We start from the raw sequence: 18,525 nt of genomic DNA on the forward strand, positions 1-18,525 counted from the left end.
TTATAGTCCGTCGAAGTATTCAATTGCTTGGCTATCTTCTGTTAGTTCAACGATAGCTTTTTTCCAGTCACTTCTTTTACCATAACCATATCTTGTTCTTACTTTTTTGCCTGTATAGTTCATGGTTCTAACTGATTTTACTTTTACGCCTTCAAAGATTGCTTCTACTGCTTCTTTGATTTGTGGCTTATTTGCATTTTTGTCTACTTCAAATGTGTATTTGTTTTCATCAAGCATTTCCATGCTTTTTTCTGTAATAATTGGTCTTTTGATTATTTGGTAAGGTGCTTTCATTAGATAAATACCTCCTCAAGTTTAGCAATTGCATCTTTTGTAATTACTAACTTGTTGTGTCTTACTAAATCATAAACATTTACTAGTCTTGCCTCAGCTACGTCTACGCCAGCAAGGTTTCTAAATGATCTATATACTAGGTCATCTCTTTCTGCTGTTACTACGTATGCTTTCTTTTCAGCGTTTAGGGCACTTAGTGCAGCCTTTGCTTCTTTTGTCTTAGAATTTTCTAGGGCAAGGCTATCAACTACTACTAGTTCATTGTTTTCAAGTTTAGATGTAAGTACTGAGTAAAGTGCTTTTCTTCTTAATTTCTTTGCTAATTTGTAGCTGTAGTCTCTTGGCTTTGGTGCAAATACTACACCACCGCCTGTGAAGTGTGGTGCTCTTATAGAACCTTGACGAGCACGTCCAGTTCCCTTTTGTCTGAATGGTTTTCTACCACCACCACGTACTTCAGCACGTGTCTTTGCTGATTGAGTACCTTGTCTTTTATTTGCAAGTTGGTTTTTAACTACTTCATATACAGCGTGTTCGCTTATTTCTGTAGCAAATAGAGTTTCGTTTAGCTCTAGAGAACCAACATTTTCTCCTTTTATATTTAAAATATCTACTTTAGGCATTTTCTCCTCCTTAGTCTAGGCTTTTTATAGCGCTTTTTACTTCTACAAGGCCGCCTTTAGGTCCTGGAACGCCACCTTTTACTAAGATGTAGCTATCTTCTGCGTTTACTTTTACAAGTTTAACATTTTGGATAGTAACACGGTCATGTCCCATTTTTCCTGAACCTTTTCTACCTTTGAATACTCTAGCTGGGTCAGAACCTGCTGCTCTAGCACCTGCTACTCTGTGAGATTTTGAACCGTGGCTTGCAGGTCCTCTTCCGTAGTTCCATCTTTTGATAGCACCTTGAGTTCCCTTACCTTTTGATATAGCAACTATATCAACTAGTTCGCCTTCTTCAAAGATATCAACTGTGATCTTATCACCAGCTTTTAGTTCTGTAGCTTCATCGCCTAGTCTAATTTCTTTAAGGTATCTTTTGTAAGATACACCAGCTTTGTCATAGTGACCTCTGATAGGTTTTTTGACATTTTTTTCTTTTTTGTCAACTGTTCCTACTTGGATAGCATTGTAACCGTCATTTTCGATTGTCTTAACTTGGACAACGGCATTTTCCTCTGCTTTTAGAACAGTAACAGGAGTGATAACTCCGTCAGCATCGATTACTTGAGTCATGCCTACTTTTGTTGTAAATATACTCTTCATGAGTACCTCCTTAATTACAGCGGATTGATCAATCTAGTTAATTCTTATTAACCCCTATTCTCAATCATCCTAATTACAGTTATAGTTTAATTTCGATATCTACACCAGCTGGAAGATTTAACTTCTTTAGTGCGTCTAATGTCTTTGCATTAGGTCCTATGATGTCGATTAATCTCTTGTGTGTTCTTTGTTCAAACTGTTCTCTGGAATCTTTGTACTTGTGGACAGCTCTAAGAATTGTAATTCTTTCGATTTCTGTTGGTAATGGAATTGGTCCACTTACTTCTGCTCCGCTTCTTTTAACTGCTTCTACGATTTTCTCTGCAGAGCTGTCAATCACTTCGTGATCATAAGCTCTAAGTCTGATTCTTATCTTTTGTTGATTAGCCATTTTCCTCTCTCTTTCTTTCACGCTCACCCGGGCGTTTGATAATAATTTGGAAATCACTCGGGATTCTTCCCAAGCTTGCTCGATTAGAGTTCCCTTATGTCTTTGGCCTTAAAACATAAGCAACATCTAACTTCTAAGCACTTATATATAATACGACAATTAAGCGTATTTCGCAAGTTTTTTTCTAGATTTTACAATTCTTTTTGTTTATATATAAAACTTTTAAAACGCTAGTAAAAAACCCTGCTAGTAAATATACCAGCTAGGTTTTACTTTTCAAGTCTATATACAAATATTTTTGATTTTTCATTTCCTTCTTTATATAATTGACTAATATGCTTATAATATAATTGACTAATATGCTTATATTTTATATATGTCAATATTGCCAATATATTAATTCTATGTTAAGATTTAATTAACATACATAAGGAGGGAATTATGAAAAACAAATTATTGTTATTGCTTTTGAGTGCTTCAATTTTAACAGCTTGTCAGAATGACGATGTTAACAAAAAAGAAGAAGTTAAAAGCGAAGAGAAGAGCGAAGATAAGTCTCAAGATACTTCCGAACAAAAAGAAAAAACATCCGATATTGCCTACAAAGAAGGCGAATATAAGGCTGTTGCCACAGGTGTTGACGGTGATGTTGAAGTCATTGTTAAACTTGGCAAGGATAAGATAGAATCAGTTGAAATTGGCGAGGAAAATGAAACAAGTGGTATTTGCGAAGCTGTCTACGATACCATTCCTCAAGCTATTGTCGATAACCAATCTCTAGCAATCGACAATGTTTCTGGTGCTACAATCACATCCGCAGCTGTAAAAACTGCCGCAGCTAAGGCTATTGAAGAAGGTTCATCAAAGGAAGTTGTTGATGCCCTTAAAAAAGTCGAAGTACCTGTCGATGTAAAAGATGAAGAACTTGACTACGACGTAGTTGTAGCGGGTGGCGGTTTTAGTGGTATTGTATCTGCTTACAGGGCTGCTAGCGATGGTGCAAAAGTAGCACTTATCGAAAAAAACGGTCTTCTAGGCGGTACATCAATCACAGCTAGTGGTAATATGCTTGCCGCTCCAACAGAAGCTGACAAGGAAACAATGAAAACAGGCTGGCTAAACAGGTCTTGGTCCCAAAATCTAAACCCAATCGACATGGAAATGCTCGATGCCCTTATCGATGTTTCTCCAAAACTAATGCAAGTTTATGATGAAATCGGAGTTGATTACAGAACTGAACCTAGTGAAAAAGATGGGTCCATCACTGTAAAAATCAACCCAAATGAGAAATCAAAGAAAAACGCAGAAGCAATCACCATTCCGTCTAAAAAAGCAAATGCTAAGGGTGCACCAAACCTAATCGCAACCTTTGTTAAAAAACTAAATGATTTGGGAGTTGATATTTACCTAAATACTCCAGCTACAGAATTAATAAATGATGACGGAGTTATAAAGGGAGTAATTTCTGATTCTAAGACTGGCAAGAAAACCTTCAACGCTGGCGCAGTAGTCCTTGCAACAGGTGACTACGCAAGAAACCCTGAAATGGATAAGGAATACAACAAGAGAGGTGCTGGAGAATACTCTGCCTCTGCTATAGGAAACACTGGTGACGGCCACAAACTTGCCCTAGAAGCAGGAGCTGTTATGAATCCATTCCAAGAATCTATGTCAGGCGTATTTAATGCCAACCCACACGACTACCCAATGGTAGGCGATCCTACAAATGGTTATCCATTTGAAGCCATCCTTCTTAATATGGAAGGCAAGAGAGTATTCAAGGAAGACGGCGGATCCCACCCACAAAAATTTGAATTCGTAAGAGAAGACGGACCAAATACAGCTTGGGCAATCATGGATAGCGAAATCGCTCCAAACCTTCCACACTTGGAAGAATACCTAGAAAAAACTGCCAACAATGACAAAATTATCAGAGTTTACAAGGCAGATACTATCGAAGAATTAGCTAAGCTAATGGAACTTGACCCAGAAGTAGTCAAGGGTGAAGTAGACAGATATAACGAACTAGCCAAGGCTGGCGAAGATACAGACTTCGGCAAAGACCCTAAATTCCTTAAAGAATTTAAGGCAGAAGGTCCTTACTACGCAGCTTTGATGTATGATGGAACCCGTGGTGTATACGGCGGAATTAAAACTTCTCCAAGGGCTGAAGTTGTTGACAAAGACGGGAATCCAATACCTGGCCTTTATGCATCAGGTGTAATCTCATCAGGCCAATTCTTTGGCGACTTCTACCCAGGTAGACAAGCCATAGGTGTAGCTGGCTATATGGGTTATATAGCAGGCGAAAACGCAAGTGCCTTTGCAGATGAAAGTGTGACAAATGATTTTGCAGGTAAAAGCGATAAAAAATAAATAAATCTCAATAAAAAATTACCCTCCGGCTTATAAAGCTCGGAGGGTTTTTAATGTTTTGAAAAATATTAAATTGCGCTAAAAAAATTCTATCTTCATATATATTTTTTCATCAAAATTACTTAGCCTTTCGAATCTTAAGCCAAAAGCTTGCCGCAAGAGGCACTAAAATAGAACTAACAATTACGACAGTTCCCAATTGGGCTGCTGCAAGGCTCTCATAAGCCTGCCATGATGGATCAAGTTCTGCTACAAGAGCAGGCACTATTACAGAATTACCCGCAGCTGTATATATTGCAATCGCTGCCCAGCCTGGTCTTTTGTTTATAAATATATCAAGAGGCAGACTAATCACAAAGGCTGCTCCAATTGTAAGAAGACTTAAGATAAAACCACCAGCCCCTCCCCTTAGGATTGTAGATAGATTTATCCCACAACCTATGGCAAAGCCCAAAAAGGGCATGATATATTTTTGGGTCCCTGCGAGGAATTCACAAAAGCCTTGGTCAATATTTCCCAAAAAGATTCCTAAAAGAATAGGCATAGCCAAGTCTAAAATTGATGTAGGGGTAATATCTGCTATTCCAAGCATTGAAAGGGTAAAATAGGTAAATATTGGCACAGAAATAATGGCAGTTATGGCTGCGCTTGCTATATCGTATTCATCACCATAATCACCGCTTATGCCTATAAAAATAGAATTATTTTGATTTGAAATTGCAGCAATAAAGGCAAGAGCCGATATACCGAAAATCCCATTTCTGCCAAAGGCTTTAAAAAATATATAGCCCAGGGCAATTGATGTAAGCCACTTAGATAAAAGTAATACTAGGCCCCTGTGAAGGGCTTTTTTAAGCCTTGCTAGGGTAAGTTGGCTGCCTACAGCAAGGAGGGTTATATCAATGATTGCATTTAGGCCATCAGGGCTTGCTATAGCCTTAGTCATCGGTCCAAGGTCAAATACACTTGGAGCTAGACTATTTATAAGAGCTCCCACAAATAAAGGGACAATTATAGTAGCCGCTGGAATTTTTTTGAAAAATTTACTTAACATATTTTATCCTTACTAATCTCTTAGTCCCCAAGATACTTTATATAGATCTGGCAAGGGTTCCACTCATCCCAAAGGCTAGGAAATACCTCAAGCTCCTTATAGCCGATAGCCTTATAAAAATTATTGGTGATATCATATTCTTCATAATGACCTAACTCTACAGTCTTAACTTGCGAATACGAATAACCTAGCGATTTGGCAAGCCTTTCATACTCTTTATTTAAGGCTTTTCCTACTCCTTGGCGGTGAAAGGCCTTCTTTATCCCCATTACAAAAATATCCGCACAGTCAGGGCTGGTCGCATTTAAGACAATGAAGCCAATCGGATTATTTTTACAAAAAGCTGCCAAAAAGTGCTTATCTTGAGAATCTCTTATATAGGCTTCAGTACTTTCAGCAAGTCCAAACCATTCTGGCAAATCATTTAAAATATCTCTAGCTATCTCTTCTTTTTCTTTCTTATCTTTTATTTCCTTAACATTAAATTCCATCTTGTCTCCTACTTATTTTTAAATCTCTTAGCCCAAAAATCTGTAATTATGGGTGTGAGAATAATTGTAACTACAACAGAAGCTGCTACTTGGGCTGTGGCAAGGCCTACAAAGGCCTTCCAGGTCGGATCAATTTCTGCAATCATAGCAGGCACAGCTACCGCATTGGCTCCAGTTGTGGCAAGGGCCCATCCAGTATGGCCTGGCCTTTTGTTAAACTTCATATCAGCAAAGACCGTAAAAGATCCCACTATAGCTATTACAACAAAGGCAAGGATAAGACCAGAAAAGCCAGCCCTATAGACATTTCTAAGGTCAATTGCTGACCCCATGGAAAAACCTAAGAAGGGAATAATCATCTTTTGACTTGTAGAAAAAATCTCCCTAGATCCCTTTATGAAATGTCCAATAAAAATCCCCAAAATCACAGGCATGGCAGAATCTAAGATTGCCAAAAATGGAATATTAGCAAGGCCTCCCATGCCAAGAACTAGCATAGCGAGCATAGGACCTGTTATAAGGGATCCAAAGCCTGCCAAGGCCTGGTCAATCCTATCCCCATAATTTATATTTAGGCTGATAAAGACGGAGTTATTGTGGTTTAAAACCCCGCAGGCAAGGGCCAAAAGTGATAGACCAAAAACCCCTTCCCTGCCAAAAAGCTTTGAAATACCAAAGACAAGGATAAGTCCCATAGAAATCCTTGCTAGGGAAATAACACCAGCCCTCTTTATAACTTCGCCAATATTTGAAAAATCTATCTGAGAACCAGCCGCCATAAGGTTAAGGGCCATGAGGACCTTGACAGACCCATTTGAAAATAGGGCCTGGCTAAATTCTCCAAATCCAATCCCATCAGGAAAAGACGTATGAATAAGGGCCGCAAACAAAAGGGGCACCATCATATTTCCCGCAGGAATTTTTTTAATAAAATCCATAAAATCTCCTTTATAAGACTTTACCATTCTTAAAAGCCTAAGTAGAAATCCCCCGATTTTTTTATAAATCAGGGGATAAATCTCATTTGATCACATATTTTTTAAGTCTATCAAAGGCTTCCTTAACTTTTGCGAAAGGCAAGGCTAGATTCATCCTTATAGAATATTTTCCGTGGAAAGGCCTGCCATCTTGCCAAGCTACTCCCACATCCCAGCCAGCTTTTAAGATATGACCGATATCCACTGCCTTATCCTTGCAATATTTTTCAAAGTCAACAAAGAGCATATAGGTGCCTTCTGGCTTAAAGACTTCTACGCCAGCAAAATTATCCCTAATAAAATCACAAGCATAATTCACATTCTCACCTATAGTTTTATTAAGTTCGTCAGTCCATTCATGACCTGTCTTAGAATAGGCCCCAATTAGGGCGTGCATGGATAAGACATTCATGGAATTGTAGTGGGAAAGAGAGGCTTCCTTATTGATCCTATTTCTTATATATTCATTGTAGATAATATGGTAAGATCCTACAAGACCTGCAAGGTTGAAGGTCTTACTTGGAGCATAGAGAGCTACGGTATTTTCGTGGGCATAGGCGCTTACTGACTGGGTTGGGATTTGCTTGTGGCCAAAAAGAATAATATCTGACCATATTTCATCAGAAATAATCTTTACCTGGTGGCGTTGAAAAATATCGACAGCCTTCTTTAATTCCTCCCTTGTCCAAACCCTGCCTGTTGGGTTATGAGGATTGCAGATTATGGCTGTAGTAATTTTTTGGTCAATTATTTTTCTTTCCATATCCTCATAATCCATGACCCATCTTCCAGACTCATCCTTTATTAGGTCTGAATGGATGATGTGGTAGCCATTATTAGCCAGAGAATTTGTAAAACCAATATAGGTAGGAGAATGAGCTAGGACCTTATCTCCTCTTGAGCAAAAGACATTTAGGGCTGATATAAGGCCACCCAAGACCCCATTTTCATAGCCGATGTCTTCTTTTTTGATGTCGAAAATCCCCTTTCTATCCTTGTGCCAAGAGATAATCGCCTGGTAATATTCATCTGTCGCCATAAAATAGCCAAAGGCTGGATGATTTACCCTATTTATTATGGCTTCTTGGATGGAAGGCGCTGTCGGGAAATTCATATCAGCAACCCACATAGGAATGACTTCAAAGCCTTCCCTTGGCCTATCAGGACTCATACCAGGCATAAGACCAAGCCCATCGACAGCTATAGCATCCATCCCATGCCTTTCAAGCATCTGGTCAAAGTTAAATTTCATAATCTCCTCCTCGTTTAATTCTTTTATATGTCTTATTTTCATTATACTCATTTTGCTTTAGGAAAATAAGACATAAAAAATCAACCCCCTGAGGAGTTGATTTTTAAGCTTTAATATTCTTTTTTCTTCTTGCTTGCCTTTAGGCCTGCCATAGAAGCTGCTGCTAGGATTGCATAGATTGATAGGCCTGGTACACCTGTTTTTGGTGCTGATGATGGGTTATTTTTAGCTTTTCTTCCAGCTACTACATCACCCATAGCTACTCCACCTTTTGCCTTTTCATCCTTCTTGGCTTCTTTTTCTGCTTGCTCTTTATCTTTGCTAGCTTCTTTGTCAGCTTCTTTTTCTTTTGCTTGATCTTTTTTAGATTCTTCAGCCTTGTTTTCTTTGTTTTCTTTGTTTTCTTTGTTTTCCTTCTTGTCTTCCTTTTCAACTGTAGATGCATAAGAGTTAGAAGAGAAGAAATACCATGGATAGGTCATTCTTTCTTGGGCTAGGAAAGATTCATAGAGAGCCTTGGCCTCTAGATAAGCCTTGTAAGCTAAGTCATAGGCTTCTTTGGCCTTATTGTAATCAGCTTTTATAGGCTCAAGTTTGTCACTCGCTTCTTTTAGCTTCTCCTTTAGGCCTGGCATCTTTTCATCTAAAGTCTTGTACTGGCCTAAAAGTGATACAAACTGAGCATTGCCTATTAGGCTATCAAGATTATTTGCATCTAGCTTTAAGGCTTCTTTATTAGCAGCTTCTGCCTTGGCTAGTTTTTCTTTAAAGTCTGCTAACTTTTTATTTAGTTTTTCCTTAGCTTCTTGAGCTTGCTTTAAGTCTTCTTGAGAATTTGCTAGGTTTTCTTTAGCTTGGTCAAGGGCTTTAAGGGCTGCCACATAGGCCTTATTTTTATCTGTCAAGGCATCAAGGGCTTTTTGGGCTTCATCCTTTGCCTTTTGACTTGCTGCAAGCTTATCCTTGCTTGCCTTAAGGTTTTCTTCTGTGCTTGCTAGGATATTATTCTTTGCATCAAGTTCTGCTTTAGCATCTTCGATTTGCTTATTCAAATCATCTAGTTTTGCCTTATCCTTTTCGCATTGGTTAGTTTTAGCTGCTAAGTCATTTTTCTTTTGGCCTAGACTTTGGTTAAGGTCAGATAGGGTAGATTTTTGCTTATTAAATTCAGCTTGGGCCTTATCTTTAGCTGCTTGCTTCTTATCTAAATCTGCCTTAGCTTCATCTAGGTCTTTATTTGCAGTTTCTAGTTGAGCTTCAATGCCTGCTATATCTTGTTTTAAAGCTTGAATTGCTTTGTAGTTTTTATCATTTTGGGTTAAGTCATCAATTTTCTTATTGATTTCATCTAAGGCTGATTTTTTAGAATTTAAAGAATTAATTAAAGCTGAATTTGCTTTGTCTAAATCCAGAATTTGTTTTTTATTAGCTTCTTGGGTCGCCTTATCTTTCTTTAGAGATTCATTTCTAGTATTTATGGAACTATTTAGCTTTGTAATAGACTCATCAAGCTTAGCTATTTCAGCTTCTTTATCGTTCACCTTCTTCTTGATATCTGCTAGTTGAGCTCTAAGATCAGCAAGTTTTTCCTTATCTTTCTTGCTTATAGATTTATTGCCAGCCATAACATCTTTTAGGCCATTATAGTAGTCTAAAAATCTTTCCTTGTATTCTTCTACTGAGTATAGACCCTTATCTCTTACAGTAGGATTTAGAACGACTGACTTAACAAATCCATGTTTGCCTGGTCTTACTGCATAACCTGCAGATTGAGAATCTCTAGGTGTTCCCCCTTCTTTCCACATCAAGTCATCTACTAGATTTGTATAGTGGCCTACTGCTGTCGACCCAAATTCTGTTTCGATATCATTTTCATTTTCTTTTATAAACGCATCCATTTCTTTTCTTGATTTAAGCTTCTCATTATTTCTTAAATGATCAAATAGCTTCTTTTCTTCATCCCACCAGCCTTCTAGGGAAGATTCAAAAAATTTTGATGGGGTATCAAGTCCTTCTTCTGGATGCCAAGACAAGTTTTCATAAGGAGGATTATAAACTGTTGCATGGACTCTCTGATAAGCCGAGAAATTTGCATTTGCTTGGGCTACTGCCATATCAAAGTCGCTAATCTTAAGGATGCTTAACTTTCTACCATCAATTCCTCCATCTTTTTGCCTTTTGTCATTTATAATACCGATGGCATCTATGGACTTTTTCATATTTTCTAGTTGTCTAGAATCATCTGCAGTCATGGTCTTATTTTTTTCTAAATATTCTTTACCATTTTTTTCTACTCCACCAAAATAATTTTCTTTTGGTAATTTACTAAATACATTTGCAGCATCAGCTGAGCCCATTTCTTCAAAGAATCCCACAGAACCCTTGTTCCATTGTTCTTGGGCTTTTGCCTTATCTTCAGGGCTTGGTGCTTTTTTAGCATCTGCTTCTGCTTCATCAAGGGCTTTTTGTGCATTTGCTAGGTCATCTTTTAGCTTAGAAAGCTCAGTTTGGGCTGCATTTTTCTTTTCTGCTAGTTCATTCTTTTCTTGCTCTGCAGCCTTGTTTGCATTTTTGTTATTATTAATTTTTTCCTCGAGGGCTTGATTATTTTTCTTTAACTCTTCTATGATAGTTGTGTTGTCAGCTATTTTCTTATTTGTTTCTTCTATCTCTTTTTCAAGCCTAGTTTTTTCTTTTCGGGCTTCTTCTAGGGCCTTGTTATTGGCAGCACTTTCTGCTAAGCGTTTATTTAATCTGTCATTTAGATTTTTTAGGGTAGTTTCTAAATCCTCTTTAGCCTTTTGTTTTTTATTTTGATTAGATTTAGCAACTTCTAGGTCATTTTCCTTATTTGTTAGGTCTTGTGAAAGACTTTCTAGGTCGATTGCATTTATTTTTTCTTCTGTTTCTGCTATTTCCTTTTTTAAATTTTCTATATTGGCTAAGTTTTCTTGATTGGCTTTATTTAAATCATTATAAGACTTTTCTACTTGATTTTTCTTTGCTTGAGCTTTTTGGACTTCTTCCTTATCTTTTCCAAGCTTATCTTCTATCTCTTGTGTAGCTTTCTTATCTTCTTCTAATTTAGCCTTGGCTGCATCTAGGTTTTTTGTGGCTTCTGTAATTTGATTTCCTAGTTCAGGATTGGCCTTGTTTAGTTCTTCGACTTTTTTCTCTGCTTCTTCGACCTTGGTTTCATTATTTGCTAAATCGTTCTTAGCTTTTGTTTCTTTTTCTTCAGCTTCTTTTATCTCAGCCTCAGTTTTCCCTATATTTTCTTTGCTTTTATCGACTTGGGCTTGATTTTCCTTTTTTTCCTCAGCTACCTTGTCTGATATTTGTTTTTGAGTATCATCTATTTGTTTTTGATTATCATCCACTGCCTTTTGGGCTTGGTCTAGTTCTGATTTTGCCTTGTCATAAGGTTCTTTCTTTTCGTTTAGATTTTTCTCTTCCTTGGCAAGGTCTGCTTCTTTGGCATCTAAATTTGCTTTTGCTTTTTCTTTAGTATCAATTACTTCTTCTTTAGTCTTTTCGTTTGCTTGCTTATCGTTAGCTTGATTGCTTTCTTCTGCGTAGGCTGTATTTGGTAGTATTGCACCAATTGAAAGGGCCATTAATAAAACAATATTTTTAAAATTTTTATTCTTCATAATGTGCGCAGGCATCCTCCTTGTCTATTTTATATTATTATATCATATATTTATTTATTTTTAAGCATTTTATCTATATTGTCTATCTTTTTAATATAATGAAATAAAATAATTTATTCTTAACAATACTTTTTATAATCTTAAAATATACTTTTAACTATTGCTTATAAATAGCCCTTGGAGTATAATATTTGCAGATAGTTAGTTATTTAATTAACAAAATATAGAATCGGAGGAATTTATGACTTATACAACTTTTTCAGTACCTAACAATATTGTACATGGAGAAAACGCTCTTACATATCTTGCTAGTCTAAAGGGCAAGAAGGCTTGCCTTGTTACTGGCGGCTCTTCTATGAAGAGATTTGGATTCTTAGACGAGGCCAAAGAACAGCTTGAAAAGGCTGGTATGGAAGTTTTAATCATCGATGGTGTTGAACCAGATCCATCTGTTAAGACTTGTCTAGCTGGTGGGGCTAAGATGGCTGAATTTGAACCTGAGTGGATTATTGCTATCGGCGGCGGTTCTGCTATGGATGCTGCTAAGGCTATGTGGGTTTTCTATGAATATCCTGATTGGGATTTCGAAAGACTTGCTGCTTTTGATAACCCACCACTTAAGAACAAGGCTAAGATGATTTGTATACCTTCTACATCTGGTACAGCTAGTGAAATTACAGCATTCTCTGTTATCACTGATACAGAAAAGGAAATCAAATACCCACTTGTTCACCCAGATTTCGTGCCAGAAGTTGCCCTTCTTGATATGAGAATCCCTGCTACCATGCCTCCTAAGATTACAGCAGCTACAGGTATGGATGTTATGACCCATGCTGTTGAGGCTTTTGTTTCTACAGCAGCTGATGACTTTACAGATCCTTATGCTATTAGAGCTATAGAGCTTGTCTTTGGATATCTAAAGAAAGCCTATGACAATGGAGATGACATGGAAGCTCGTGAAAAAATGCACATTGCTTCTTGTATAGCTGGTATGGCCTTTACCAATGCTTCACTTGGTATAGTTCACTCTATGGCCCACAAAATCGGCGGCATCTTCCACCTAACCCACGGCGAAGCCAATGCTATTATGCTTCCTTACATCATCGATTACAATAGAAAATCAACAGATAAATATGATAAAATCGAAAAAATCCTTGGAGTTGATGATATAGCTGAAGAAATTAGAAAGTTAAATGCAGCTGTTGGTATAAGTGCTAATATTAAAGATGGTAAGAACACTGTTATTCCAGAAGATAAATTCGAAGAAGTTTTAGATACAATGAGCGAAAATGCCTTCAAGGATGCTTGTACACTTACAAACCCAAGACAAACAAGCCCAGAAGACATCAAAAAAATCTACCACGCCGCTTATTACGGAGAAAAGGTAGACTTCTAATAAGATACAAGTGGCTGTTGGAAAAGTCCTAATATAGAAAAAAGACGAGGAAACTAAAGATCCTCGTCTTTTTCTGATACAATGTATTTATAAAAAAAATAGTAATACATCATCATTAACTAATCCTACACTGGTTGGCGATACAATTGAATTAAAATTAAATTTTAACACAGACGTATACATCCAAGATGATATAAAACTAAGGCTTGTAAAAAATATAATTGAAAGGACAGGATAGATAAAACTATAGCTTCAATTCCTCCATTAAATATCGCCTTTAAATCTATACCAGATCCTATGGCGAAGCCTAAGCCTCTTTATGGTAGGCTGGCTAACTACAACAGCTAGGGTTATATAAATTAAGCATTAAGACCTCCCTTGATAGTCATTGCCCAAGCTTAAGGAGACTTGGGGCAAGGGTATTTAATATAGAAGCCAAAATCATAGGCACAACTATGGTTGTTGCCGGCACTTTTTGTAAGTATAATTTTCAATCTTATCCCCCCTAAAAGCAAATCAAAAAAACGCCAAGGAATTCCCCCCCTAGCGTTTTTGTTGTTAAAGCTTCCTTGCTTATATTCTATTATTTATCCAGCTAATTATATCGCCAATTACTTCGTCTTTGGCATATTCATTCATGATTTCATGGCAAAGACCCTTATAGATTTTAATTTGGCAGTCTTTAGATGAATTATTTTCAAAAAAGTCAAAAGAATCTTTAAAGTTAACTAGGGCATCGTCCCTGCCGTGGAGGATTAAAACTGGGTAAGAAAAGTCTTTTTCATTTTCCTTAAACCAAGCTATTCCGTCTTTTACTGCATATAAAAGACCCAGTTGGTATTTTTTAAGGTTTAATGGGTCAGCAACATAGGCTTCTACAACTTCTTTTACAGAGCAAACCCCGTCGCCAAGCTCGTTTGGAAGTTCTGTGTGTGGGTCAAGTCCAGGACCTACCATTTCAGTCATCTTATTATTATCATGAGTAAGACCTCCAGAAGTGATGACTCCAGCAAGGTTCTTATCTTTATACTTAGCCCCGTATAGGCTTACGGCAAAACCACCCATAGAATGGCCTAACAAAAATACTGGCTTATCAGGATTTTCTTCTATGGCCCTATCTACCACAACATTTACATCTTCTAACATATCATTGTAGTCTTTGTAAAAGCCTCTCTCGCCTTCAGATTGGCCGTGACCCCTATGGTCAAACCTATAGGTCGAAAAACCTGCATTGTGAAATTTCTCAGCCACATAATCGTACCTACCAGAATGTTCGGCCAGACCATGGACAATAACAACTGCAGCCTTGGCATTTTTTGCTTCTTCCTTGTTGTAAAATAAAGCTGTGCCATCAAAAGATTCAATAAAATTTGTCATGATCATTCCTCCAATTTTTCTATATCGAATATTTGCTTTCCTAAACAAAAGCTTCTTATAAATTAATACCCATAAAAGCGATTTCCTTTTCAATTAATTTTGCTTCTAAAACAATATTTGTTTCTGCCTTTTCATCATTTAAAATCTTTAGAAGCTTATCTATAGCAAAATCAACATGGTTTGAAATCCTCTGGACGATTGATGCAATGGCTTGGTTGATGTATTCAGTAGTATGGATATTGTCAAAACCTATAATGCCAAGGTCTTCAGGGATTTTTATTCCTTCATTTTCCATAAGTTTATAGGCATTTAAAGCAAGCCTAGCTAACTCAAATTGGATTGAGTCATAATTCTGGTTTTTCCTTAGAAAATCGAATAATTTCAAGAAATCTTCCTCTGGGTCTTTTACTTTAAATTCAACAAAATTCACATCGTCATAATACTTATAAAGAGCCTCAACAAAACCTGATTTCTTGGCAGTATAGGACCTAGACATATAAGCAGTATCCAAAGACACATAGAGGGGTTTCTTGTAAGAATTATCCTTAAAAAGCTTGACAATCTGGTCTATAGCCTCAATTTCATCTATATAGACGTTTACAATTTTCTTGTCAGTTGTTTTAACATCCTTTTAGGATAAGAAAAAGGGGCTGTTGCAGAATGAATAAATCGTCCCCAATTCATTAGAGGAACCTTGTGAAAAGTCTCACACGCCGACGGGCTAATTGCCTCCATGAGCCGGCAGGCAAACCGAAGCCGACGGTCGGCCCAAAAATTTTCCACATGAGTCTCAAGGAGCCGACGGGCTTTTCTCGCTTCGCTCGAGTGCTCCGCACGGGTCCTCCATGAGCCGGACAGGCTATCTTCTAATAATGGGACGATAGTTATTCATAGTTTTGCAACAGCCCCTTAATTCTTTGTTATTTATAATATTTAGCCAAATAAATGTCCCAAGAAGTAAGGCAATTGATTGCGCCAAGATGGCCAATCGTGAGGCACATCATAGCCCCACTCATCAAACCAGGCAGGGATTTGCTTAGCTTCAAAGGCTTGCTTTAAGGTATAGAATGATGGCAGGCCATCATCTTCCCAAGCTCCGTGGCCTGTGCAAACAATAATATCTCCAGCCCTGTACTTATCCAAAAACCAAGGGTCGTTTTGATTCCATAAATAATCTGCCGGACTATTTTCATAAACTACCATATCTGACCCATAGTCGCCCCCAAAGAACCTAACATCATAAACTCCAGATAGGGCCAGAGTCTTAGCAAATACATCAGGATGCCTTAGGTAGAAATTGACAGCGTGAAAGGCTCCCATCGAACAACCTGTTGTCATCATTGGGTCAAACCAAACGGTCTTATGCTTTATAAAGGGAATAGCCTCTTCAATTATATATTTATCGTACTGGTTATGGGCAAGGGCCCTATCGTGCATAGATTTATTAGCTAGCCAAGATTCTCCATCAATAGAAGATAGGGTGAAAAATTGAACCCTACCTGCTTCTATAAAGTCTTTGGCAGCATCAATCATGCCAAAGTCGGCAAATTCGTTGTGACTTCCCCCAGATGATGGGAAAACTAGGACAGGCATTCCCGAATAGCCATACCTATTCATATACATTTCCCTGCCCAAAATCCCCGAATAATGGCTTAAAAATTCAACGTGCATTAGTCCTCCTTGTGCTTGTGGACAAAATCAATGATTTGGTCAATCTCATTTATATCATCAGTCGTGATTATATATTTAAAATCACCCTGGATTGAAGCAAAGGCCTTTTCAGCGCGACTTGCTTCCTTGACCCTATCGCCAAATTTTGCCCTGATATCATCTTCGTAATGGCAATAAGTATAAATATCTCTTTGGCTTAGACCAAGGGCATTGTGAGGAGCCTTAGCAATTTTAGGAATCTTCTCACCCTTAACCATCCTTGCATAAATATCATAAAGATCTATGGAAAAGGCGTGATTATAGACATCTATGGCATAGCCACCTGTAACCCTATTATTGTATTCTATAGCTATATAAGACCCATCAGCCCTTTTGAAAAACTCAATATGGAAGAATCTCCCCTTCATGCCAAAGGCCTTGACTGCAGCCCTACCATATTCGACGATTTTTGGATCGAGGTCACTTTTTACAATAAAAGCTAGATCAAGCTGGTCACGGACAAGCTCAAGGGTAGGAATGGTGTGATAAAGACCTGTTTCAAAAATTATATCCCCATCCATATCAACAATCCCATCATAAGTACAAAGAAGACCATCTTCGACATAAGGCTCTATGAAATATTCTATAGACCTATCCCACTTGGCTAAAAAATCATTAGCATCGGCCTCATTTTCAATCTTAAAAGTCCCACCAGCCCCAACACCATTATCAGGCTTAGCCACAAAAGGATAGGAAATTTCTTCAACAACTTTTTTAAAATCAGCATCATTTTTAATCACATAACCATCAAGGACAGGAACACCAGCCTCCTTGAAATACTTTTTCATTCTAGACTTATACTTAAATTTAAGAAGGTCATCCGGCTTAAGGCCTGGTATATTAAATTGTTCACGAAGCTTAGCATCAAGCATCAACCAATATTCATTGTGGCTTTCAAGCCCACCAATAGGCCCATGCTTATAAAACAAAAAGGCCACAGCCCTCTTAACTTCATCAAGATTTTCTAGAGAATCAACCCTAAAATATTCTCCAAGAGAGCCCTTAAGCTCATCAGATAAGTTCTCATAAGGCTCATCTCCTATACCCAATACATTAACCCCATTAGCCCTAAGACGGTGGGAAAAGTTTTGAAAGTTTGGTGGAAAATGAGGAGAGATTATTATAAAATTCATTTTTCTTATTATTCCTTTCTATGTTTATCCAAGATAAATTATCTTTAGGGGGCTTCCCCCTTAAGGACCCCCTAGTTGGGGTTTTTTTTGTCCAAGATAATAGTATTATATGCTTTTTTTATTGGGATTTTTACATTATAATGAATTATTTTTATTTAGTATTTTTCTTCGTAATGTCATCTCATAATAAATTATTGTCATCAAGCTGATGACTTCGCCAAAGGGGAGGCCCAAGGACCCTTTCGCATGGGTCCTCATCGGACGGAAACCCGTTTGCTACGCAAACTCCTCCGTGCTACCGCACTATGTTTCCGGCATAAACGCCCCAAATCAAGGGGCGTTTATGTCCCCCTTAAACCCCTCTCCGTTACACCCCACAAGCGACTCCTTAGCGGAGGGCAAAATATGTAGATTTTTTTCAAAAATCTTCTTTAGTATAGCAGTTTGCTTCGTATGTAGGTGGCCTTGTTCTTACTGATTTAAAATCAAAAATCCCCTAAAAATCACAATCTAGTCCAAATAAGAATTTTATAGTTACTTGTCATCTTAGTAGTTACAATATTTTTATTTAAGTATGGTTGTCAGTGTGATTTTCTTAACGGTGACTTTTTATTTTAAATCTCCCCATAGATTAGTATTTTAGACCCTATTATCGCAATGTTTGCCAAAGGCAAACGAGCCTTAGCCCTACTTTGACGTCGATATTCTCTCAGAATACAGAATAATTCTCCCATGGTCGTGAGATTTTGTAAATGGAGATGCCGTTAAGAAAATCTCCTGACGCACGAGTACAAATTATAATTCTGTAACTACTGAGATGTAGAGTATATACAAAACATAAATTTGGACTAGATTGAGATTTTTAGGCATCGGAATGTCAAAATCAGTAGGAATAAAGATGGCTAGTACAAAGAGTTTTGCCTACTTATAGAGGATTGCCGTTAGGCAATCTTCACTGTTCGCACTCCGCCTAAGGAGCAGAGGGGGTGAGGGAAAAGGGGGTCTAAGGGGGAAAGCTGGAGGGGTGTAGGACTCCCCAAAAGTTGTAGCTAGAAAAGAGGCTGCAATGAAAAAATATAGTTTAGAATTAAAGAAAAAAGTAATAAAAGAATACGAAGAAGGCGAAATAAGTTTAAATAAATTAGCAAGAAA

Annotated in this window: 16 protein-coding genes; 2 read left to right on the plus strand and 14 right to left on the minus strand. The window is 37.6% G+C overall.

All coding sequences use genetic code 11. The features are described 5' to 3' along the window. The 4 genes from rplW to rpsJ all read right to left on the minus strand — a co-directional run bounded on the left by rplW (position 1) and on the right by rpsJ (position 1,954). Positions 1-294 carry a 50S ribosomal protein L23 gene (gene rplW / locus NH286_RS06710; RefSeq protein WP_106461028.1) on the minus strand — a complete coding sequence of 98 codons (294 nt, stop codon included), beginning with the start codon at positions 292-294 and terminating at the stop codon, positions 1-3. Next, positions 294-917 (minus strand): 50S ribosomal protein L4, encoded by a 624-nt coding sequence (gene rplD / locus NH286_RS06715; protein WP_265237755.1) that lies wholly within the window; start codon positions 915-917, stop codon positions 294-296. The genes rplW and rplD overlap by 1 nt, the downstream gene beginning before the upstream one ends. A gap of 10 nt (positions 918-927) precedes the next feature. Then, the gene (gene rplC, locus NH286_RS06720) at positions 928-1,563 is read right to left on the minus strand and encodes a 50S ribosomal protein L3 (protein ID WP_106461030.1); all 636 of its coding nucleotides are present in this window, start codon (positions 1,561-1,563) and stop codon (positions 928-930) included. Positions 1,564-1,642: 79 nt separating this feature from the next. Further along, the gene (rpsJ, locus tag NH286_RS06725; protein ID WP_004826901.1) at positions 1,643-1,954 is read right to left on the minus strand and encodes a 30S ribosomal protein S10; all 312 of its coding nucleotides are present in this window, start codon (positions 1,952-1,954) and stop codon (positions 1,643-1,645) included. 441 nt (positions 1,955-2,395) lie between these two features. On the opposite strand from rpsJ, the gene NH286_RS06730 reads away from it, so the two are divergent. Continuing rightward, a complete protein-coding gene (locus NH286_RS06730; RefSeq protein WP_265237757.1) occupies positions 2,396-4,330 on the plus strand; it encodes an FAD-dependent oxidoreductase in 1,935 nt (644 codons plus the stop codon). A 118-nt stretch (positions 4,331-4,448) separates the two neighbouring features. On the opposite strand, the gene NH286_RS06735 is transcribed toward NH286_RS06730, so the two are convergent. From NH286_RS06735 to NH286_RS06755, 5 genes are all read right to left on the minus strand, one after another. Then, positions 4,449-5,384: a 2-keto-3-deoxygluconate permease gene (locus NH286_RS06735; RefSeq protein ID WP_106461032.1), complete on the minus strand. Its 936-nt coding sequence runs from the start codon at positions 5,382-5,384 to the stop codon at positions 4,449-4,451. A 20-nt stretch (positions 5,385-5,404) separates the two neighbouring features. After that, the gene (locus NH286_RS06740) at positions 5,405-5,875 is read right to left on the minus strand and encodes a GNAT family N-acetyltransferase (protein ID WP_265237760.1); all 471 of its coding nucleotides are present in this window, start codon (positions 5,873-5,875) and stop codon (positions 5,405-5,407) included. Positions 5,876-5,883: 8 nt separating this feature from the next. Then, positions 5,884-6,813 (minus strand): 2-keto-3-deoxygluconate permease, encoded by a 930-nt coding sequence (locus NH286_RS06745; protein ID WP_265237762.1) that lies wholly within the window; start codon positions 6,811-6,813, stop codon positions 5,884-5,886. Positions 6,814-6,895: 82 nt separating this feature from the next. After that, positions 6,896-8,104 carry a MalY/PatB family protein gene (locus tag NH286_RS06750; RefSeq protein ID WP_265237764.1) on the minus strand — a complete coding sequence of 403 codons (1,209 nt, stop codon included), beginning with the start codon at positions 8,102-8,104 and terminating at the stop codon, positions 6,896-6,898. A 110-nt stretch (positions 8,105-8,214) separates the two neighbouring features. Further along, positions 8,215-11,757, minus strand: coding sequence for a hypothetical protein (locus tag NH286_RS06755; protein WP_265237766.1), 3,543 nt, complete (start codon positions 11,755-11,757; stop codon positions 8,215-8,217). A gap of 241 nt (positions 11,758-11,998) precedes the next feature. On the opposite strand from NH286_RS06755, the gene NH286_RS06760 reads away from it, so the two are divergent. Continuing rightward, the gene (locus tag NH286_RS06760; RefSeq protein ID WP_265237768.1) at positions 11,999-13,153 is read left to right on the plus strand and encodes an iron-containing alcohol dehydrogenase; all 1,155 of its coding nucleotides are present in this window, start codon (positions 11,999-12,001) and stop codon (positions 13,151-13,153) included. 385 nt (positions 13,154-13,538) lie between these two features. Here NH286_RS06760 and NH286_RS06765 read toward each other — a convergent pair whose 3' ends face one another. The 5 genes from NH286_RS06765 to NH286_RS06785 all read right to left on the minus strand — a co-directional run bounded on the left by NH286_RS06765 (position 13,539) and on the right by NH286_RS06785 (position 17,373). After that, positions 13,539-13,625: a hypothetical protein gene (locus NH286_RS06765; RefSeq protein ID WP_265237776.1), complete on the minus strand. Its 87-nt coding sequence runs from the start codon at positions 13,623-13,625 to the stop codon at positions 13,539-13,541. 101 nt (positions 13,626-13,726) lie between these two features. Beyond that, a complete protein-coding gene (locus NH286_RS06770; RefSeq protein ID WP_265237770.1) occupies positions 13,727-14,530 on the minus strand; it encodes an alpha/beta hydrolase in 804 nt (267 codons plus the stop codon). 55 nt (positions 14,531-14,585) lie between these two features. Next, entirely contained in the window at positions 14,586-15,026 is a 441-nt protein-coding gene (locus NH286_RS06775) for a substrate-binding domain-containing protein (protein ID WP_265237772.1), read from the minus strand. A gap of 437 nt (positions 15,027-15,463) precedes the next feature. Continuing rightward, positions 15,464-16,201 (minus strand): esterase family protein, encoded by a 738-nt coding sequence (locus NH286_RS06780; RefSeq protein WP_106461039.1) that lies wholly within the window; start codon positions 16,199-16,201, stop codon positions 15,464-15,466. Continuing rightward, positions 16,201-17,373 carry an ATP-grasp domain-containing protein gene (locus tag NH286_RS06785; protein ID WP_265237774.1) on the minus strand — a complete coding sequence of 391 codons (1,173 nt, stop codon included), beginning with the start codon at positions 17,371-17,373 and terminating at the stop codon, positions 16,201-16,203. Before NH286_RS06785 ends, NH286_RS06780 begins: the two co-directional genes overlap by 1 nt. Between the last annotated feature and the right edge of the window lie 1,152 nt (positions 17,374-18,525).

Source organism: Anaerococcus sp. NML200574 (assembly GCF_026131665.1).
In the GTDB taxonomy this organism is placed as follows: Bacteria; Bacillota; Clostridia; order Tissierellales; family Peptoniphilaceae; genus Anaerococcus; species Anaerococcus kampingae.